An 18,745-nucleotide genomic window follows, 5' to 3' on the forward strand; every position below is an offset into this window, starting at 1 on the left:
GGTCGCGGCGGCGCGACGGATCAGGCCCAGAGCTGGCCTTCGAGGCGGTCCTCCGCCTCGTCGAGAGTGCCCTCGTACGCCCCGGTGGACAGGTACTTCCAGCCGCCGTCGGCGACGACGAAAACGATGTCGGCCCGCTCCCCCGCCTCCACGGCCTTGCGCGCCATACCCAGGGCGGCGTGCAGTGCGCAGCCGGTGGAGATGCCGGCGAAGATGCCCTCGGTCGCGAGCAGCTCCCGCGTACGGCGCAGGGCGTCGGCCGACGTCACGGAGAACCGCGTGGTCAGCACCGAGGCGTCGTACAGTTCGGGCACGAACCCCTCGTCGACGTTGCGCAGGCCGTAGACGAGCTCGCCGTACCTCGGCTCGGCCGCGACGATCTTGACATCGGGGACCTTCTCCCGGAGGTAGCGCCCGACGCCCATGAGCGTGCCCGTGGTGCCGAGCCCCGCCACGAAGTGGGTCACCGTCGGCAGATCCTCGAAGATCTCCGGACCGGTCGACTCGTAGTGGGACCGCCAGTTGGCCGGGTTGCCGTACTGGTAGAGCATCACCCAGTCGGGATGCTCGGCGGCGAGCCCCTTGGCGACCCGGACCGCCTCGTTGGACCCGCCCGCCGCGGGTGAGGAGATGATCTCCGCGCCCCACATCCGCAGCAGCTGGCGGCGTTCCTCGGAGGTGTTCTCCGGCATGACGCAGATCAGCTTGTATCCCTTGAGCCGGGCGGACATCGCCAGCGAGATGCCGGTGTTGCCCGAGGTCGGCTCCAGGATGGTGCAGCCCGGGGTGAGGAGGCCGTCCTTCTCCGCCTGCTCGACCATCCACAGCGCGGGCCGGTCCTTGATCGACCCGGTCGGGTTGCGATCCTCCAGCTTGGCCCAGATCCGCACGTCGTCCGAAGGGGACAGACGCGGCAGGCCCACCAGGGGTGTGCGACCGACCGAGTCGATCAGTGAGTCGAAACGCATGATGTACGGCTCTCGCCTAGCGGGCGCCACCGGCGACGGCGGGCAGCACCGTCACCGTGTCACCGTCGGCGACCGGGGTGCCAAGGCCACCGAGGAACCGGACGTCCTCGTCGTTGAGATACACGTTGACGAAGCGGCGCAGCCCGGCGTCGTCCACCAGGCGGTCCTTCAGGCCCGGGTGACGCGACTCCAGGTCGCCGATCAGCTCTTCCAGGGTCGCGCCCGTGGCGTCCACGGCCTTGGCGCCGCCGGTGTAGGTGCGGAGGATGGTCGGAATGCGGACCTCGATGGCCATCGCGGGTCAGTCTCCTTGATCAGTGGTCGTCATGGTGAACGGCCCACCTCATTGGAACAGGGGTGGGCGCGCGGCGATTCCGGAGGGGAACTCAGCGACAGTCGTAGACGACGACAGAAGGGGTGTGCGCGAAGAGGAACTTCTGCACGGGAGATCCGGGACACATTAGACCCGGGAGGACAGCCGACGACAGCCCGGGGCGGACGTCATCAAAAGGCATGCGGCCAGTCTAGCCGTACGCCTCCACGATCTTGACCTGCTCCTCCGTTATGACGCCGTCCACGATTCGGTAGGACCGGAACTCCACGTCGTCGGTGGCCGTCGAGACGAGTACGTAGTGGGCGTTCGGCTCGGACGCGTAGGACACGTCCGTCCGGGAGGGGTACGCCTCCGTCGCGGTGTGCGAGTGATAGATGACGACGGGCTCCTCGTCCCTGTCGTCCATCTCCCGCCACACCCGGAACTGCTCCATCGAGTCGAACCGGTAGAACGTCGGAGACCGCTCGGCGTTCTCCATCGGGACGAACCGCTCGGGCCGGTCGGAGCCGGCGGGCCCGGCGACCACGCCGCACGCCTCATCCGGATGATCCGCCCGCGCGTGGGCCACGATCGTGTCCGCCAGCTCCCGTGAGATCGTCAGCATGGCCTCACCATAGGGCACGTACGAGAGTGTCCTGGAGGTAGGTCAGCCACTCGTAGATCGCCAGAGCCGGATAGCGCGGATCCTCCTCCGGCATCTCCGCCATCTCGTCGTGGATCTGCTCCGTCACGCCGAGCCTGACGCCGAGCGCGAGCCGCACGTCGTTGAGGGCGCGCAGCCACGCCTGCCCCTGCTCGGGAGTGAGCTTGAGCACTCCCGGCTCCGCCGTGTCCAGCAGCGTCTGCGCGTCGGCGCGCTTGCCCTCGCGCAATGTCGCCTCGGTGTAGCGGCGGAACTCCTCGGACGCCTTCTCGTCCTCGGCGTACGCCGAAGGGAACAGGCGGGCCAGCACGGGATCCGACGGCGCGCTGCCCGATCCGATGCCGAGCGCCCGCTCCAGCGGGTCGTCCCCCGTCACTCCCGGCTCGACGAGGCCGAGGATCTGCGAGACCAGCGAGCTGAGCACGGACACCTCTCCGGCGTCCAGCGTGATCGACACGCCCTCACCCGCGGCCGTGAAGCCGGCGCTCACAGGTCACTCCGTTCCGTGCTCATCTGGTCGCTCAATGTGGGGCATGCCTCTCAGGAGTCCCGCTGGACGGTGGCCCACAGGCCGTAGGAGTGCAGGATCTGGACGTCCCGCTCCATCTCCTCGCGGCTGCCGCTGGCGACCACCGCCTTGCCCTTGTGGTGCACGTCCATCATCAGCTTCTCCGCCTTCTCGCGCGGGTAGCCGAACACGGTCTGGAAGACATAGGTGACGTACGACATGAGATTGACCGGGTCGTTCCAGACGATCGTCAGCCACGGAAGCTCGGGCCGCACGTCCATCGCCGGACGTTCGACCTCCATCGGAGCGGTACCACCCACGTAACCATCCTGCACCACGCCCGCCGTAGTCTCGACACGTGCAGATCCCCATGAGCAGCGCCTTGCTCACCGATCACTACGAACTGACCATGTTGCAGGCGGCCCTCGCCGGAGGAGCCGCGCACCGCCGGGCCGTCTTCGAGGTCTTCGCCCGCCGCCTGCCCGGCGGACGGCGTTACGGAGTGGTCGCGGGGACGGCCCGCGTGCTCGACGCCCTGGAGAACTTCCGGTTCGGCCCGGAGGAGCTGGACTTCCTGCGTGCCGCCCGAGTCGTCGACGAGCCCACCCTGGAGTTCCTCGCCGGCTACCGCTTCTCCGGTCAGGTGTACGGCTACCGCGAAGGCGAGTCCTATTTCCCCGGCTCCCCTGTCATGGTGGTGGAGGGCACGTTCGCCGAGGCGGTCCTGCTGGAGACCCTGGTCCTGTCGATCCTCAACCACGACTGCGCGGTCGCCTCGGCGGCCTCGCGCATGGTCCAGGCCGCGGGCAAGCGCCCGATCATCGAGATGGGCTCCCGCCGCACCCACGAGTTCGCGGCCGTCGCCGCGGCGCGCGCCGCCTATCTCTGCGGCTTCGGTTCCACCTCCAACCTGATGGCCGGGCACGTGTACGGCGTGCCCACGGCGGGCACCGCCGCGCACGCGTTCACGCTGCTGCACGACTCCGAGGAGGACGCCTTCCGCGCCCAGCTCGACTCGCTCGGCGTCGGCACGACCCTGCTCGTCGACACGTACGACGTCGCGAAGGCGGTGCGCACGGCGGTCGAGCTGGCCGGGCCGGACCTCGGCGCCGTGCGGATCGACTCAGGCGACCTGGGCGAGGTCGCACTGGAAGTGCGGCGGATCCTCGACGCGTTCGGCGCCAACCGGACGCGGATCGTCGTGACCGGCGACCTCGACGAGTTCGCCATCGCCGCGCTCGCCGCCTCCCCGGTCGACGGGTACGGCGTCGGCACCTCCGTCGTCACCGGATCCGGCCATCCCACGGCGAACTTCGTCTACAAGCTGGTCGCCCGCGAGGACGCCGGAGGGGTGCTGCGGCCGGTGGCCAAGCAGTCGGTGGGCAAGCCGAGCAGGGGCGGCCGCAAATGGGCCTACCGCGCGGTCGAGGACGGCACGGCCGTCACCGAGGTCGTGACCCTCGAACCCGCCGGGGGACGGCACCGGCCGCTGCTCGCGGAACTCGTCAGGGACGGCGAGATCGTCGGCCGCGAGCCGCTGGAGGACGCGAGGGCCCGCCACCGCGCGACCGTGACCGAATTGCCGACGATGGCGCACAGCCTCTCCCCCGGAGACGCCGCGATCCCTACTATCTTCAGTTGATCGCGAGGGACCGGCGCATGAGGACGACGCCGGTCTCCTCGCGATCGCTTTAGGCTGTTTCGCATGAAATCCGCGCTCATCATCGTGGACGTGCAGAACGACTTCTGCGAGGGCGGCAGCCTCGCGGTGGGAGGCGGCGCCGAGGTGGCCGCCGCGATCGGACGGCACGCGCGACGGCACGGCTACGACCATGTGGTGGCGACCCGCGACTACCACATCGATCCCGGGGCGCACTTCGCCGAGCGGCCCGACTACGTGGACACCTGGCCCGCGCACTGCGTCGCGGGCACGGCGGGCGCCGGTTTCCATCCGGCGCTCGACGTCGCCCCGATCGAGGAGGTGTTCAGCAAGGGCGCCCACGCGGCGGCCTACAGCGGTTTCGAGGGCGTCACCGGCGACGGCACCGGCCTGGCGGGCTGGCTCCGCGACCGGGGCGTGGAGTCCCTGGACGTCGTGGGCATCGCGACCGACCACTGCGTACGCGCGACGGCCGTGGACGGGGTCCGCGACGGCTTCGCCGTACAGGTGTTGCTGGACCTCACCGCGGGCGTGGCGCCGGAGACCACCGAGGCGGCGCTCGCCGAGCTGGAGCGGGCCGGCGTCCGGCTCACCGGGACGCCCGTGGTGCGCGGCTGACACACGCCCCCGCCGCGTGCCACGTGTGCCAGGCGGCCGGTAAATGTTGGATTCGACCGACACGCCGTGCGAGAGATGTGTTACGTAGAGTGACAACTCCTCGCGATTGGCGGCGTCGATGTTCGCGTTCCTGCTCGGCCTGTCCTGGCTCGTCCTCACCCCCGTCTGCATCTGGCGGCTGTTCGGCCGCGAGCAGTCCAGGCTCGCGCGCGTCACCGGCGTGCTGACGCTGGCGGCGCTGGAGGCGGCCACGCTGACGGTCGGCTGGATGGAGCAGCCTCCGCCCGACCTGCCCGGGAGGGCTCCCGTCGCGGCCGCTCCCGCCCCCGCGACCTCGCCCAGGTCTCCCGCCTGCGCGACCCGCACCCCCGCCCCCGAGTCCGTACGGCTGTCGCGACGCCGGCACCAGGGCGTGCGCGGCCTGACGATCTACTGGACGGCGTCGCCCCAGCAGTGCGAGACGGCGACCGTGACGTTCCAGCGCGCCGGGAGGCGGGTGCGGATCTGGCTGGACGAGGGCGCGGCGGGCGGCGACGACGTCCAGGGCAGGGAGTCCCGGACGCTGCCCGTGCGCGTCTCCGAAGGGCGCGCGGCGCTGGACCTCGCGCTCATGCCGCCGCTGCGGCCGGGCCCGCGGTACGTGGCCGTGGACGGCCGCACCGGTCACCGCATCCCGGAAAGGCGCTCGGTCAGCTGATCGGGACCCGGCGCGATGTGGACCTGGCGGGACGATCGGGATTCGGCGGGACCTGGCGGGATGATCGGGCCCTGGCGGACGATCGGGACCTGGCGGGACGCGGCGCGCGATCCGGATCCGCGCCGCGCCGCCAGGGCGGGCGTCACCTCCGCTGGGTGGCCCACTTGCGGATCATGGCGATCCGCTCCCTGATCTGGTCGGCCGACGCCTGCGCGATGGCGGGACCGCCGCAGGACCGGCGCAACTCGGCGTGGATGACGCCGTGCGGCTGGCCGGTGCGATGATTCCACGCGCCGACGAGCCCGTTGAGCTCCTTGCGCAGCTCGTGGATCTGCTCGTGCGGGGCGAGCGCGGGCGCCGCCTCCTCCGTGGTGCTCTTCCGCCGCTTCGCCGCCTGCTGGTCGGCCTGCCGCCTGCGCAGGAGGGAGGCCACCTGGTCGGGTTCGAGCAGCCCGGGGAGGCCGATGAAGTCCTCCTCCTCCGGCGACCCGGGGGCGGCGGAGGTGCCGAACTCGCCACCGTCGAACAGCACCCGGTCGAAGGTCGCGGACGCCTCCAGCGTCTGGAACGGCAACTCGTCCCCGAGCGCGTCGGGCTGCTTGCGCTCCTGCTGCGCCCGTTCGAGCAGGGAGTCGTCCAGCCCGTCCTCGGGCTGTGAACGGCCGAGGACGTGGTCGCGCTCCTCCTCCATCTCGGCGGCGAGCCCCATCAGGACCGGCACGGACGGCACGAAGACCGATGCCATCTCGCCCCGCTTGCGCGCCCGGACGAAGCGCCCGACGGCCTGGGCGAAGAACAGCGGCGTCGAGGTGCTGGTGGCGTAGACGCCGACGGCGAGCCGAGGGATGTCGACGCCCTCGGACACCATCCGGACCGCGACCAGCCACCGCGCCTCGGAGGCGGAGAAATCCTTGATCTTCTTGGACGCGCCCGGATCGTCGGAGAGGACGACGACGGCCCCCTCACCGGACACGGTCCTGATGTGCCGGGCGTACGCGCGGGCCGACTCGTGATCGGAGGCGATGACCAGGCCCCCGGCGTCGGGCACCCCGCGGCGCACCTCGGTGAGCCGCCGGTCGGCCGCGTGGATGACCTGGCGGATCCAGTCGCCCTTGGGATCGAGCGCGGCCCGCCACGCCTGGGAGAGCTGGTCCTTGGTCAACGGGGTGCCGAGCGTGGCGGCGATCTCGTCGCCCGCCCGCGTGCGCCACTTCATCTCGCCGGAGTACGCCAGGAAGATGACCGGACGGACGACCCCGTCGGCCAGCGCCGGGCCGTACCCGTAGGAGTAGTCGGAGGCGCTGCGCAGGGCGCCGTCGCCGTCCTCGACGTACGTGACGAACGGGATGGGGCTGTCGTCGGAGCGGAACGGCGTGCCGGTCAGCGCCAGCCGTCTGGTGGCCGGCTCGAACGCCTCGCGGACGCCGTCACCCCACGACTTGGCGTCGCCCGCGTGGTGGATCTCGTCGAAGATGACCAGCGTCTTGCGGGCCTCCGTACGCGCCCGGTGCAACGCCGGATGCATCGACACCTGGGCGTAGGTGATCGCGACGCCGGTGTAGTCACGGGAGGTCGCGCCCTGGCTGTTCTTGAACTCGGGGTCGATGCCGATGCCGACCCGGCCGGCCGCGTCGGCCCACTGCCGCTTGAGGTGCTCGGTCGGGGTGACGATGGTCACCGCCCGGATGACGCCCTTGGAGAGCAGCTCGCTGGCGATGCGCAGCGCGTAGGTGGTCTTTCCCGCACCCGGTGTCGCGACGGTGAGGAAATCCCTCCGGTCACGCTGGAAGTAGAGGTCGAACGCCTCCTGCTGCCACGCGCGCAACTTGGGCGCGGTGCCCCAGGCGGCTCTGTCGGGATAGGAAGGCGAGAGATGCGATGCGGCGGATACGCTCAACGACGCCTCCCCGATCCCGTAGGAACAATGCTGTATCTATCGGTTCGCTCCCTCACAGTGACCTCAGAGTAGTCGGATCGACCGACAAGACGTGCCGACCAACCGAGATCCTGGTGAGGATCAGCCCGTTGTGCTACGGCCTTCCGCACGACCGGGCCGCCGATGAGACATGCCTCACAGGTGCTCCCGCCTGCTCGGCGGTGGTCAGCGCACACCCGCCATGAGGGCGTCGATGTCCGCCCGAGAGGCGGGCTCGTCAGGATGGGCCAGGCCCAGGAGCACCGTGCTCGCGCCCTCGGCGTCCAGCAGAAGCGTCACCCGGAGGAAGGCCGGCTGGTTCACGGTGTCCCGGTACTCCGCACGCAGGGCCCTGGTGTAGCCGCGGCGGGACCCAGCGGTCACCGCCCGGTCGTCCACCACATCGATCTTGTCCCCGTGGAGCAGCAGTCGCGCGTACACGTCGGTCAGCCCGACCACCGCCGGGCGGGGGTCCGCCGGGTCGGCCCGCTCCCCTCGCCGGGCCATCACCGCCACCCTGCCGTCGTTGACGGCCGCGGACGTGAACCCGGTCACCGGAGCGACGACGGCCTCCTGCCAGCCGGACGGCAGGTCGTACGCGACCCCGGCGAGCGGGTCGGTGACCGTACCGGTGGGCCGGCCCTCCGCGCGGCTCATGACGGTGACGACCAGCACGCCGATCACCGTGCCGGCCGCGGCCGAGGCGAGGGTGCCGACGATCAGACGCACCGCCCAGCGCGGCATCCGGCGCGGGGGCGGGGCCGGCGTGCCGTACCAGCGGGCGGACGGGGGCAGGTCCTCATCGGGCCCGGACCGCACCGCGTCGCCTCGGATCACACCACTGGGAACCGTGTCGCCCGGGGCCGTGTCGCCTCCGGGCATGCCGCCTCGGAGCACGTCGCCTCGGGCGGCGTCGCTTCGGGCGGCGTCGTCGCGGGTGGCGGGCGGCCACACCCGGCGCGTCCACTCATCGTCCACGGCGCCTCCTGAAACGGCGCCCGGCGGCACGAGCGCTGATCAGGAGTTACTCACGCCTCCGGCCGCCCGTCAACGGAAATGCCCACATTCGCCGCCGAAAGCTCACAGACGCGACTGGCGGTAGGTCGTCCACATCTCGTACATCCGGGCCGCCTGACCGGCGGTGAACTCGGACATGCACCGGTCGTAGCCGTAGTCCATGAAGTTGTGGATCGGGTCGTCTCCCGGCGCCGGGCACGAGTCCCTGCGCTGGGGGCAGCCGGAGCCCGGCGACCCCTCGGCGGGCGTGTCGGCCACGAAGTCGCCCGGCTCGTCGCAGCCGTTCTCGAAGGTGTGCAGCAGCCCGAACCAGTGACCGATCTCGTGCACCGCCGTGTATCCCCGGTTGAAGTTGGCCAGCGGGCCTCCGGGCATGCTGCGCCAGTCGATCACCACGCCGTCCAGCTGCGGCTCGTCCTTGTACCAGTACGGGTAGGTCGCGTAACCGAGGACGAGCTGGCTGAGCTGGGCCAGATAGAGGTTCAGCGTCTCCGGCCCGCCAGTCCGGAGCTTCCGCTTCATCGGCTCCTCGTACGCCACGGGATCGCGGAACCACTGGGGGTTCGCGGTGTGGGTGATGCCCTTGAGATCGAAGCGGAAGCCGGTGTCCGCACCGCCGACCTTGCCGCCGTAGGCCGCGTTGAGCGCGGCGACCTGCTGCTTGACGGCGGCGTCGGGCGCGCCGAGCGCGCCGTCCTTGATGACGTGCACCCACAGCGGCACGGTGACCGACTGGACGGTCCTGCTGCCGTGCCGGTCCCGGGCGCGCGCGAGGCGGCGACGGAGATCGGCGGACATGCGGCTGATCTGGCGTGCTTTCGGGGCGCGTGGTTCCGCCAGCCGCGCCGGCGCCGGAGGGTGCGGCCTGGTGCGGCACTCACTCCTGGTCCCGGCGACACCGGCGCGGCTTTCGGCGGGAACCCCGCACACCGTGAACAGACATGCCAAAGAGACGGCGATCGTGCGCCGGGCCATTCGTTCCCCCGATACGACTGGTCAGACAGACAGCTGACGCTAGCCGCACCGGGAGCGGTCATCCCGGATCGACACTCACTCGCCGGAGGGCTCTCCCTTGGGCAGGCCCTCGTAGATTTCCTTGCATTCCGGGCAGACGGGGTACTTCTTCGGATCCCGGCTGGGCACCCAGATCTTGCCGCATAGGGCTCGGACCGGCGTGCCGGTCACCATGCTCTCGGTGATCTTGTTCTTGTCGGCGTAGTGCGAGAACCGCTCATGGTCGCCGTCTCCGTGCGAGAGCCTCGGAGTGACGTCGCTCTCAGGAAGAATCTTCGTACCGCTCACGGGTACCGATTTTACGCGCGAAAGGGAACCGCCCCGTCGGCTCCCGCCCATGAGGGCGGGAGCCGTACGGGGCGGAGGGCCGTACGGAGTGACGGTCAGCCCATGTGGACCGGGCCGCCCTCGGTCTTGCGCCCCGCCTTGACGAACAGGGCGAGGATCGCGGCGAGGACGGCGACGCCCGTGCTCACGGTGAAGCCGAGGTGCAGACCGTCCATGAAGGACAGGTGCGACGCCTTGACGATCAGGCTGCCCACCGGTTCGGGAAGCCCGGTCGGGGCCATGCCGACGGCGGCGGCTCCCTTGAGCCCCTCCAACTGATCCGCCGGAAGGGCGGCCGCGGCCGGGCCAAGGTGCCCCGCGAACACGTCCGCGACCTTGCCCGACACGACGGCGCCCAGGATGGCGGTGCCCAGCGCGCCGCCGACCTGCATGGCGGACTGCTGCACGCCGCCCGCGACGCCGCTGAGATCCTCGGGTGCGTTGCCGACGATGATCTCGGTGGCGCCGACGAAGACCGGCGAGAGGCCGAAGGCGAGCAGGACGAACGGGATCGCCGTATCGATGAACGCGGCGTCCACGCTCAGCCGGGACATCAGGAACATGGCGACCGCGGTGACCAGCATGCCGCCCGCGATGGTGATCTTCGGCCCCAGCTTGCCGATCAGGATGCCGGCCAGCGGCGATGCGACGATCATGCCCGCGCTCATGGGCAGCATCCGGAGCCCGGAGTCCATCGGAGACAACCCGTGCACGCCCTGGAAGAAGAACGTGAGGAAGAACATGGCGCCGAACATCGAGAACGCGACCATGATCATCAGGCCGGTGCCGATGGAGACCGAGACGTTCCGGAACAGGCTGAGCGGCAGCAGGGGCTCACGCACCCGGGACTGCCAGAACAGGAAGATCGCGCCGATGATCACGGTGGCGGCGAGGAACAGGATCGTCCAGGGGTCGGTCCAGCCCCACTCCGGAGCCTTGATGATCGCCCAGACCAGGGAGAACATCGTGCCGGAGAGCAGCACGACGCCGAGCCAGTCGACCTTCGAGAGGGTCTGGGCCTTGCTCTCCGTGAGGACCCACAGGCCGACCGCGAGGGCGATCACACCGACGGGCACGTTGATGAAGAAGACGGACTGCCAGCTCACGTTCTCCACCAGCAGGCCGCCGATGATGGGGCCACCCGCGCTGGACAGACCGATGATCGCACCCCACGCGCCCATCGCCATGTTCAGCTTCTCGCCGGGGAAGGCGGATCGCAGCAACGCCAGGGCCGCGGGCTGCAGCATCGCGCCGAACAATCCCTGCAGCACGCGGAACGCGATCAGCGCGCCCACCGAGTCGCTGAGGCCGATCGCGAGCGACGTCAACGCGAAGCCGGCCACGCCGATCAGGAAGATCCGCTTGTGGCCGAAGAGGTCACCGAGCTTGCCCGCGGTGATGAGGAACACCGCCAGCGCGAGCAGGTAGCCGCTGGTCACCCACTGAAGACTCTCCAGGGACGCGTTCAGCTCCGTAGCGATCACGGGGTTGGCGATCGACACCACGGTGCCGTCGAGCATCACCATGATGACGCCCAGCGAGACCGCCAGCAGCGTCATCCACGGGTGGCCTTTGCCGCGCCCCGCGGACGCGTCGGTTGGTACGGCTAACGCCTGAGCCATGATCGGGAGTCCCCCCTAGTAGAAGTCAACCGGAGTAACTTATGTCACCCCATGACAGATGACAAACACTTTTTTCCGGCATAGCGTGACAAATGACAGCTTATGAAGCGAGGGTTTCGTGAAGATGACAACCATGGGTCTACGAGAGCGCAAGAAGCAGAAGACCCGGATCGCGCTGATCGACGCGGCCCTCGACCTGTTCCTAACACAGGGGTACGACATAACGACGATCGACCAGGTCGCCGCCGTGGTGGACGTCTCGCCGCGGACCTTCTTCCGGTACTTCTCCTCCAAGGAAGAGGTCGCACTCTCCCTCCCCCAGGATGGGCAGGAGATTTTACTGGCCGAACTCGCCGCCCGGCCCGCCGACGAGTCGCCCCACCAGGCGCTCTCCAACGCCATGCGTGTGATGTTGGACACCCTGCGCGAGGGCGACGCCGCGGAGGCGAGGCGCTTCCTCCAGGCCAGACAGCTCATCGGGAGCACTCCCACACTGCTGGCCGGACAGATGTGCCTCATGGCGACGAGCGAACGACGACTGGCCGAGGAGGTCGCCCGCCGTCGCGGCACCGATCCGGACGACCTGCACACCCAGTTCGTGGTCTCGGTCTTCACCGCCCTCGGCCGGATCTGCTTCGAACACGGCCCGGACGATCTCTCACTCCTGGCCGAGCGCCTGGAGCAGACTCTCGCGATCGCAGAACGGTGCCTGCGTCCCGGATGGGACCGCTGAGACTTCCCCCCGAGGCGGGCCGGCCGGAATTCGATCAATGTACCGTTCATCCTCCGGCCGCCCCGATCTCCCTGGTCAGCCGCCCCGACCGGCTCTCGCCCCCACGGTCTCCTGTACGGCGTGAGGAGCCCCGCCTATCGTCCCTGGGAGCGCTCCCATAGGACACGACCGAAGGTGGGTCATGAGGAAACGATTCGCCGTCGCGGCCACCGCGCTGGCCGCCCTGCTGATCTCGCTGCTCTCCTTCACCGCGCCCGCGCAGGCCGCGGTGGGCCTCCGGGTGAGCGGCGGCAAGATCTACGAGGCCAACGGCAGCCAGTTCATCATGCGCGGGACCAGCCACGCCCATACGTGGTATTCCAGCCAGACGAGTTCCTTCGCCAACATCAAGTCGCTCGGCGCGAACACCGTCCGGGTGGTGCTGAGCGGCGGCCGGTGGACCGCCAACACCGCGAGCGACGTGGCCAACGTCATCGCCCTCTGTAAGCAGAACCGCCTGATCTGCGTCCTGGAGAACCACGACACCACCGGGTACGGCGAGCAGGGCGGCGCCTACACCCTGGACCAGGCCGTCGACTACTGGATCGGTCTCAAGAGCGTCCTGACCGGCCAGGAGAACCACATCGTCATCAACATCGGCAACGAGCCGTACGGCAACAACAACACCTCCGGCTGGACCAGCGCCACGTCCAACGCGATCAGCAGGATGCGGGCCGCGGGCTTCCAGCACATGCTCATGGTCGACGCGCCGAACTGGGGCCAGGACTGGGGCTTCGTCATGCGCGACACCGCGGCGACCGTGTTCAGCGGCGACCCGCAGAAGAACACGGTCTTCTCGATCCACATGTACGGCGTCTTCGACACGGCGGCGGAGATCACCGCCTACCTCCAGGCGTTCCAGACGGCCGGGCTGCCTCTGGTGATCGGCGAGTTCGGCAACATGCACTCCGACGGCGACCCCGACGAGGACACGATCATGTCGCAGGCGCAGTCCCGCGGCATCGGCTACCTCGGCTGGTCGTGGAGCGGCAACGGCGGCGGCGTCGAGTACCTCGACCAGGTGACGAACTTCAACGTCGGACAGCTCACCACCTGGGGCCAGCGGCTGTTCAACGGCGCCAACGGCATCGCGTCGACGTCGAAGGAGGCCACCGTCTACAGCGGCGCCTCGCCCAGCCCCTCGCCTTCGTCCAGCCCGTCGAGCTCGCCCAGCCCCTCGCCCTCGTCCAGCCCGTCGTCCTCCCCGAGCCCGTCGACCTCGCCGACCGGAGGCACCAAGACGTGCTCCGCGACGTACTCCGTCATCGGGCAGTGGCAGGGAGGCTTCCAGGCCGAGGTCAAGGTGACCGCGGGCGGCGCCGCGATCAGCGGATGGACCGTGAAGTGGACATACGCGGACGGCCAGACCGTGACGCAGTCCTGGAACACCACGATCACGTCGAGCGGGTCGGCCGTCACCGCGAATAACATGAGCTACAACGGCGGCCTCGGCGCCGGAGCCGCCACGTCGTTCGGGTTCCTCGGATCCTGGAACGGCACGAACGGCGTGCCGTCCCTCACCTGCACGGCCGCCTGACCGGGCCGGCCTGACAAGCGGCGACGCGACGGCCGGGCGCGCTCTCGCGCTCCCCGCCGTCGCGTCGCCCGCCGTCAGTTGAGCTCGGGATCGTCGGGATAGGTCGCCACGAAGGACAGCTCGCCCTGCTGACGGCGCAGCACCGATCGCCAGAGCGTCGTCGGGTCGGAATGGAAGGTGTCCTCCGGCTCGGAGTCCACGACGTACCAGGCGCCTTCCTCGACCTCGCCCCGGAGCTGGCCGGCGGTCCATCCGGCGTAGCCCGCGAAGATGCGCATCTGCGAGATCTCCCCCGCGAGGATCTCGGGCGGCGCGTCGAGGTCGACCGTGCCCAGGCGGTACGCGGCGGACCGACCCGACTGCAGCCGCCGCCAGCCCAGGGGCTCGCCGCCGCTCTGCACGGCGGCCAGCGCCAGCGCGCTGTCGGTCTGCACCGGACCGCCCTCGAAGAGCACGGAGGGACCGGTCACCAGCGCGTCCCACGAGGGCAGCACCTGCGTCACCGAGATCTCGCTGGGACGGTTGAGCACGACGCCGAGCGAGCCGCCGCCCTCGTCGTGCTCGAGAACGAGGACGACGCTGCGCCGGAAGTTGGGGTCCTCCAGCAGTGGCGTCGCGACGAGCAGCCGACCGACGTAGATCCCTTCCGCCATACCCTCCATCATGAGGGAGAAGGCGTGAATCTCGCACGCCGCCCCGACATCGACTTCGCGCCCCGGTCACCCGGCGCGCGACGTGATCAGGCCTCGGTGAATCCGCGGGCCCGCCCGCCGGCCGATTCCCGTACGGCGGCCGCGACCGCGCCCGCGACGTCGGGGTGGAAGACGCTGGGGATGATGTAGTTGGGGCCGAGCTCCTCGTCGGTCACGACCGCGGCGAGCGCCCTGGCCGCGGCCAGCAGCATCTCCGGGGTGACCACGTTGGCCTGGGCGTCGAGCAGACCGCGGAACACGCCGGGGAAGGCCAGCACGTTGTTGATCTGGTTCGGATAGTCGGAGCGGCCGGTCGCCACGACCGCCGCGTGCTCCCTGGCGTCGTCGGGCGAGACCTCGGGCTCGGGGTTGGCCAGCGCGAACACGACGGCGTTCTCCGCCATCGCGGCGATGTCGTCGCCGTCGAGGATGCCGGGGGCGGACACGCCGATGAAGACGTCTGCGCCCTTGACGGCGCCGCGCAGGTCGCCGCTGTATCCCTCGGCGTTAGTGTGCTCGGCGATCCAGCGCAGCGAGTCGTCGAGGTCGTCCCGGCCCAGGTGGACGGCGCCGAGGTAGTCGCAGACCACCACGTGCCGCGCGCCACCGGCGAGCAGCAGGCGCAGGACCGCCGTTCCGGCGGCACCCGCTCCGGCGAGCGTGATGCGGACGTCGGAGATGTCCTTGCCGACCACCTTGAGCGCGTTCGTCAGCGCGGCGAGCACGCAGATCGCGGTGCCGTGCTGATCGTCGTGGAAGACCGGGATGTCCAGGAGCTCGCGCAGCCGCCGCTCGACCTCGAAGCAGCGCGGCGCGGAGATGTCCTCCAGGTTGATGCCACCGAAGCCGGGCGCGATCACCTGGACGGTGCGCACGATCTCGTCGACGTCCTGGGTGTCGAGGCAGATCGGCCAGGCGTCGATGCCCGCGAACCGTTTGAACAGCGCCGCCTTGCCCTCCATCACCGGGAGCGCGGCGGCCGGGCCGATGTTGCCGAGGCCGAGGACGGCCGACCCATCGGTGACCACGGCCACCGAGTTGCGCTTGATGGTGAGGCGGCGCGCGTCCTCGGGGTTGCGCGCGATGGCCATGCTGACCCGCGCCACACCCGGCGTGTACGCCATGGAGAGCTCGTCACGGTTGCGCAGCGGGACCTTCGACTGCATCTCGATCTTGCCGCCGAGGTGCATGAGGAAGGTCCGGTCGGACACCTTGTGGATGGCGACGTCCTCGACGGAGCCGAGCGCGTCGACGAGCGCCTGCGCGTGGTCGGTGTCCCTGGCGGCGCAGGTGACGTCGATGCGGAGCTTCTCGTGACCCGCCGTGCTCACGTCGAGAGCGGTGATCACACCACCGGCGCTCTCCACCGCGTGGGTGAGGAGGCTGACGGCCTTGCCGCCCGCGGGCACCTCGAGACGAACGGTGATCGAGTACGAAACGCTCGGCACGGTGGCCACGTCAATTCGCTCCTGTTGTCATGGCTGTCTGCGCGTGCACGCCTCCGGAGGCCGTGCCGTTCTGATCTGTGACGGCGCCGGGGACGCACCAGTGTCCACACACTACAGCGCTCGCCGCAATGGGTCTGCTCCTCCGGAGCGACCCGGATCAGAACAGCGCGCTCGCCAGGCCGCGGCGGCCCTTCGACACGGCGGGGTCGTCGGAGGGCAGCGCCTCGAACAGGCCGAGCAGGTGGACCCTGGCCCGGTCGCGGTCGTCCCCGGCGGAGCGCCGTACGACGCCGACGAGCCGGTCGAAGGCGGCGTCCACATCGCCCGCCAGCATCTCCAGGTCGGCCGCCTGGGTCTGGAGGCCGACGTCGCCGGACTGCTCGGCCGCGCGGGCCAGCACGTCGGCCGGGTCCAGGCCCTGGGTGCGCCGGACCAGCCCGACTCCGGCGAGGCCGATCCTGGCCTCCTCGTTCCCGGGCTGCCGGGCGAGGAGCCGCTCGAACGCGGCCGCCGCCGCGTCCAGGTCGCCCTTCTCGACGGCCTCGTCCGCGGCGGCCAGGTCGGGGTCGATCGGCGGCTCCGCCGGCTCCTCCGCGCCCGGCGCGGGGGCGGCCAGCTCGACGCCGAGCTGCTCGAACACCTGGGTGAGCGCCTGGCGCAGCTGCGACTCGGGCAGCGGCCCCTCGAACAGGGGCATGAGCTGCCCCTGGACGGCCAGGTAGACCGTCGGCACGGCCCGCATGCGCAGGGCCTGGGCGAGCTCGGGGTTGGCCTCGACGTCCGCCCGGGCCAGGATCCACGCGCCGCCCGCCTCGGCGGCGAGTTTCTCCATGGCCTGGCTGAACTGCTGGACCTGCTCGGCCCGCGGCACGGTGGCCTCGACGATCACGGGAACGCTCATCGAGCGCTCGACGACGTCGGCGGTGAAGGTCGCCGCGCTGACCTCGATGACGTTCGCGGCCGCCGCGTCCGGGTTCTGCGCGGCGGCCTCACGCCGCGCCTGCGCTTCCAGAGCCTGCTTGCGCGCGCCGAGGTCCACGGCGCCGTAGAGCGATCCAGGTCGAGTGAAGTCCGCTGCCATACTCCAATCCTGCCGTACGCGCGCGGCTGTTCCGTGCCAACCGCGCCTCCTCGTCACGTCCGGCGGCCCGCCCGCGTGCCGAACATCTGAGGAACGCGGGCGGAACGCGGGCAGAACGGGCGCGGAACGCGGGCGGGTCAGAAGCGCGCGGGCTCGGAGTAGGTCCCCCACTCCGCCCGGAGCGCGTCGCAGATCTCGCCCAGTGTGGCCTCGGCCCGTACGGCGTCCAGCATCGGCGGGATCATGTTGCGGTCCGACCTGGCGGCGGCGACGAGACCGGCGATCGCGTCGTCCACGGCCTTCTGGTCGCGTACGGCACGGCGGTCGGCGAGGACGCGGCGCTGCTCCAGCTCGACCTCGTGACTGATCCGGAGGATCTCCAGCGGCTGTTCGACGGTCGAGGTGTGACAGTTGACGCCGACGATCTTCTTGTCGCCCTTCTCCAGCTTGCGCTGGTAGTCGAAGGCGGCCTCGGCGATCTCCGACATGAACCAGCCGTCCTCGATGCCGCGGAGGATGCCGGAGGTCATCGTGCCGTCGGTGCCCATGTTGCGAATTTTCGTGAATGTTGCCTCGGCCTCGGCCTCCAGCCGGTCGGTGAGCGCCTCCACGTACCAGGAGCCGCCCAGCGGATCGACGACGTTGACGACCTCGGTCTCCTCCATGATCACCTGCTGGGTGCGCAGCGCGATCTCGGCGGCCTTCTCCGAGGGCAGCGCGAGCACCTCGTCGAGCGCGTTGGTGTGCAGCGAGTTGGTGCCGCCCAGGACCGCGGCGAGCGCCTCGACGGCGGTGCGGACGATGTTGTTGTCCGGCTGCTGCGCGGTCAGCGAGACCCCTGCCGTCTGGGTGTGGAACCGCAGCCACTGGGCCTTCTCCGTGCGGGCGCCGTACACGTCGCGCATCCAGCGGGCCCAGATCCGGCGCGCGGCCCGGAACTTCGCGATCTCCTCGAAGAAGTCGATGTGCGCGTCGAAGAAGAAGGACAGGCCCGGGGCGAACACGTCCACGTCGAGGCCGCGCGAGAGGCCGAGCTCGACGTAGCCGAAGCCGTCGGCGAGCGTGAAGGCCAGCTCCTGCGCGGCCGTGGATCCGGCCTCCCTGATGTGGTAGCCGGACACCGACAGCGGCTTGTACGCGGGGATCTCGGCGGCGCAGTACTCCATCAGGTCGCCGATCAGGCGCAGGTGCGGCTCCGGGGCGAACAGCCACTCCTTCTGGGCGATGTACTCCTTGAAGATGTCGGTCTGCAACGTCCCGTTGAGCCGACCGGCCGGCACGCCCTGGCGCTCGGCCGCGACGACGTACATGCAGAAGATCGGGACGGCGGGGCCGCTGATCGTCATCGAGGTGGTCACGTCGCCCAGCGGGATGCCCTCGAAGAGCACGTCCATGTCGAGGGCGGAGTCGACGGCCACGCCGCAGTGGCCGACCTCGCCGAGGGCGCGGGGGTCGTCGGAGTCGCGGCCCATGAGCGTCGGCATGTCGAAGGCCACCGAGAGGCCGCCGCCGCCCGCGCCGAGGATCATCTTGTAGCGCTCGTTGGTCTGTCGCGCGTTGCCGAATCCGGCGAACTGCCGGATCGTCCAGGGCCGCCCGCGATATCCGGTCGGGTGCAGGCCCCGCGTGAAGGGATACTCCCCCGGCCAGCCGATGCGCTCGAACCTCGGGTCATCGCCGTCCGGCCCGTAGACCGGCGCCACTTCCACCCCGGACAGCGTCCGGTGCTCCCGCCACGGGGCGCGTGTCACCGCCGCGTCGTACCGCGCCTGCCAGCGGGCCCGTCCGGCCTCGATCTCGTCCGCGTTCATGGTCCCCTCCTCGCGAAAATACTAGGACGTCCTAGTAAATCGCGCCAGGGGATCGCCTCTGCGGTCACTCGCGCCAGCGAA

Annotated in this window: 19 protein-coding genes; 5 read left to right on the forward strand and 14 right to left on the reverse strand. The window is 70.3% G+C overall.

Annotated features, from left to right (window positions below; translation table 11 throughout):
- Positions 1–20: 20 nt before the first annotated feature.
- The 5 genes from AB0I59_RS13750 to clpS all read right to left on the reverse strand — a co-directional run bounded on the left by AB0I59_RS13750 (position 21) and on the right by clpS (position 2,755).
- The gene (locus AB0I59_RS13750) at positions 21–968 is read right to left on the reverse strand and encodes a PLP-dependent cysteine synthase family protein (RefSeq protein WP_061254837.1); all 948 of its coding nucleotides are present in this window, start codon (positions 966–968) and stop codon (positions 21–23) included.
- A gap of 16 nt (positions 969–984) precedes the next feature.
- Positions 985–1,263, reverse strand: a complete 279-nt coding sequence (locus AB0I59_RS13755; RefSeq protein ID WP_061254838.1) for a MoaD/ThiS family protein — start codon at positions 1,261–1,263, stop codon at positions 985–987.
- A gap of 229 nt (positions 1,264–1,492) precedes the next feature.
- Positions 1,493–1,906, reverse strand: coding sequence for a M67 family metallopeptidase (locus AB0I59_RS13760; RefSeq protein ID WP_061254839.1), 414 nt, complete (start codon positions 1,904–1,906; stop codon positions 1,493–1,495).
- 4 nt (positions 1,907–1,910) lie between these two features.
- Positions 1,911–2,435, reverse strand: coding sequence for a DUF2017 domain-containing protein (locus AB0I59_RS13765; protein WP_061254840.1), 525 nt, complete (start codon positions 2,433–2,435; stop codon positions 1,911–1,913).
- Positions 2,436–2,485: 50 nt separating this feature from the next.
- Complete coding sequence (clpS, locus tag AB0I59_RS13770) at positions 2,486–2,755, reverse strand: ATP-dependent Clp protease adapter ClpS (RefSeq protein ID WP_061254841.1); 270 nt, start codon at positions 2,753–2,755, stop codon at positions 2,486–2,488.
- Between the two features lie 68 nt (positions 2,756–2,823).
- On the opposite strand from clpS, the gene AB0I59_RS13775 reads away from it, so the two are divergent.
- The 3 genes from AB0I59_RS13775 (at position 2,824) to AB0I59_RS13785 (ending at position 5,428) form a co-directional block, all read left to right on the forward strand.
- Positions 2,824–4,095 (forward strand): nicotinate phosphoribosyltransferase, encoded by a 1,272-nt coding sequence (locus AB0I59_RS13775; protein ID WP_061254842.1) that lies wholly within the window; start codon positions 2,824–2,826, stop codon positions 4,093–4,095.
- A gap of 63 nt (positions 4,096–4,158) precedes the next feature.
- On the forward strand, positions 4,159–4,731 hold the full coding sequence (locus AB0I59_RS13780; RefSeq protein WP_061254843.1) for a nicotinamidase: 573 nt from the start codon (positions 4,159–4,161) through the stop codon (positions 4,729–4,731).
- Positions 4,732–4,849: 118 nt separating this feature from the next.
- A complete protein-coding gene (locus tag AB0I59_RS13785; protein ID WP_358132695.1) occupies positions 4,850–5,428 on the forward strand; it encodes a hypothetical protein in 579 nt (192 codons plus the stop codon).
- Between the two features lie 142 nt (positions 5,429–5,570).
- Here the strand turns inward: AB0I59_RS13785 and AB0I59_RS13790 are convergent, their stop codons facing one another.
- The 5 genes from AB0I59_RS13790 to AB0I59_RS13810 form a co-directional block, all read right to left on the reverse strand.
- On the reverse strand, positions 5,571–7,325 hold the full coding sequence (locus AB0I59_RS13790; RefSeq protein ID WP_082776751.1) for a DEAD/DEAH box helicase: 1,755 nt from the start codon (positions 7,323–7,325) through the stop codon (positions 5,571–5,573).
- Between the two features lie 204 nt (positions 7,326–7,529).
- On the reverse strand, positions 7,530–8,321 hold the full coding sequence (locus AB0I59_RS13795) for a hypothetical protein (protein ID WP_358132697.1): 792 nt from the start codon (positions 8,319–8,321) through the stop codon (positions 7,530–7,532).
- Between the two features lie 102 nt (positions 8,322–8,423).
- Complete coding sequence (locus AB0I59_RS13800; RefSeq protein WP_358132699.1) at positions 8,424–9,158, reverse strand: zinc metalloprotease; 735 nt, start codon at positions 9,156–9,158, stop codon at positions 8,424–8,426.
- Between the two features lie 252 nt (positions 9,159–9,410).
- Entirely contained in the window at positions 9,411–9,713 is a 303-nt protein-coding gene (locus tag AB0I59_RS13805; RefSeq protein WP_061254846.1) for a DUF3039 domain-containing protein, read from the reverse strand.
- A gap of 44 nt (positions 9,714–9,757) precedes the next feature.
- Complete coding sequence (locus AB0I59_RS13810) at positions 9,758–11,323, reverse strand: DHA2 family efflux MFS transporter permease subunit (RefSeq protein WP_358132701.1); 1,566 nt, start codon at positions 11,321–11,323, stop codon at positions 9,758–9,760.
- Between the two features lie 133 nt (positions 11,324–11,456).
- On the opposite strand from AB0I59_RS13810, the gene AB0I59_RS13815 reads away from it, so the two are divergent.
- Both AB0I59_RS13815 and AB0I59_RS13820 read left to right on the forward strand, forming a co-directional pair.
- Positions 11,457–12,056: a TetR family transcriptional regulator gene (locus AB0I59_RS13815; RefSeq protein ID WP_061254848.1), complete on the forward strand. Its 600-nt coding sequence runs from the start codon at positions 11,457–11,459 to the stop codon at positions 12,054–12,056.
- Between the two features lie 181 nt (positions 12,057–12,237).
- Positions 12,238–13,632 (forward strand): cellulase family glycosylhydrolase, encoded by a 1,395-nt coding sequence (locus AB0I59_RS13820; protein WP_358132703.1) that lies wholly within the window; start codon positions 12,238–12,240, stop codon positions 13,630–13,632.
- Positions 13,633–13,706: 74 nt separating this feature from the next.
- Here the strand turns inward: AB0I59_RS13820 and AB0I59_RS13825 are convergent, their stop codons facing one another.
- The 4 genes from AB0I59_RS13825 to icmA form a co-directional block, all read right to left on the reverse strand.
- Positions 13,707–14,285: a YqgE/AlgH family protein gene (locus tag AB0I59_RS13825; RefSeq protein WP_061254850.1), complete on the reverse strand. Its 579-nt coding sequence runs from the start codon at positions 14,283–14,285 to the stop codon at positions 13,707–13,709.
- An 86-nt stretch (positions 14,286–14,371) separates the two neighbouring features.
- Complete coding sequence (locus AB0I59_RS13830) at positions 14,372–15,781, reverse strand: NAD-dependent malic enzyme (protein WP_061254851.1); 1,410 nt, start codon at positions 15,779–15,781, stop codon at positions 14,372–14,374.
- Between the two features lie 148 nt (positions 15,782–15,929).
- Complete coding sequence (locus AB0I59_RS13835; protein WP_061254852.1) at positions 15,930–16,853, reverse strand: tetratricopeptide repeat protein; 924 nt, start codon at positions 16,851–16,853, stop codon at positions 15,930–15,932.
- Between the two features lie 137 nt (positions 16,854–16,990).
- Positions 16,991–18,664: a coenzyme B12-dependent isobutyryl-CoA mutase large subunit gene (gene icmA, locus AB0I59_RS13840; RefSeq protein ID WP_061254853.1), complete on the reverse strand. Its 1,674-nt coding sequence runs from the start codon at positions 18,662–18,664 to the stop codon at positions 16,991–16,993.
- Between the last annotated feature and the right edge of the window lie 81 nt (positions 18,665–18,745).

Source organism: Microtetraspora glauca (assembly GCF_040656155.1).
In the GTDB taxonomy this organism is placed as follows: Bacteria; Actinomycetota; Actinomycetes; order Streptosporangiales; family Streptosporangiaceae; genus Microtetraspora; species Microtetraspora glauca.

Bases quoted from the DNA above. Each gene is read 5' to 3' on its own strand.
- AB0I59_RS13785 (WP_358132695.1), top strand. From the start codon at position 4,850: ATGTTCGCGTTCCTGCTCGGCCTGTCCTGGCTCGTCCTCACCCCCGTC.
- AB0I59_RS13815 (WP_061254848.1), top strand. From the start codon at position 11,457: ATGGGTCTACGAGAGCGCAAGAAGCAGAAGACCCGGATCGCGCTGATC.
- AB0I59_RS13755 (WP_061254838.1), bottom strand. From the start codon at position 1,263: ATGGCCATCGAGGTCCGCATTCCGACCATCCTCCGCACCTACACCGGC.
- AB0I59_RS13805 (WP_061254846.1), bottom strand. From the start codon at position 9,713: ATGGGCGGGAGCCGACGGGGCGGTTCCCTTTCGCGCGTAAAATCGGTA.
- icmA (WP_061254853.1), bottom strand. From the start codon at position 18,664: ATGAACGCGGACGAGATCGAGGCCGGACGGGCCCGCTGGCAGGCGCGG.
- AB0I59_RS13810 (WP_358132701.1), bottom strand. From the start codon at position 11,323: ATGGCTCAGGCGTTAGCCGTACCAACCGACGCGTCCGCGGGGCGCGGC.
- AB0I59_RS13760 (WP_061254839.1), bottom strand. From the start codon at position 1,906: ATGCTGACGATCTCACGGGAGCTGGCGGACACGATCGTGGCCCACGCG.
- AB0I59_RS13750 (WP_061254837.1), bottom strand. From the start codon at position 968: ATGCGTTTCGACTCACTGATCGACTCGGTCGGTCGCACACCCCTGGTG.
- clpS (WP_061254841.1), bottom strand. From the start codon at position 2,755: ATGGAGGTCGAACGTCCGGCGATGGACGTGCGGCCCGAGCTTCCGTGG.
- AB0I59_RS13825 (WP_061254850.1), bottom strand. From the start codon at position 14,285: ATGGCGGAAGGGATCTACGTCGGTCGGCTGCTCGTCGCGACGCCACTG.
- AB0I59_RS13835 (WP_061254852.1), bottom strand. From the start codon at position 16,853: ATGGCAGCGGACTTCACTCGACCTGGATCGCTCTACGGCGCCGTGGAC.
- AB0I59_RS13800 (WP_358132699.1), bottom strand. From the start codon at position 9,158: ATGTCCGCCGATCTCCGTCGCCGCCTCGCGCGCGCCCGGGACCGGCAC.
- AB0I59_RS13820 (WP_358132703.1), top strand. From the start codon at position 12,238: ATGAGGAAACGATTCGCCGTCGCGGCCACCGCGCTGGCCGCCCTGCTG.
- AB0I59_RS13775 (WP_061254842.1), top strand. From the start codon at position 2,824: ATGAGCAGCGCCTTGCTCACCGATCACTACGAACTGACCATGTTGCAG.
- AB0I59_RS13780 (WP_061254843.1), top strand. From the start codon at position 4,159: ATGAAATCCGCGCTCATCATCGTGGACGTGCAGAACGACTTCTGCGAG.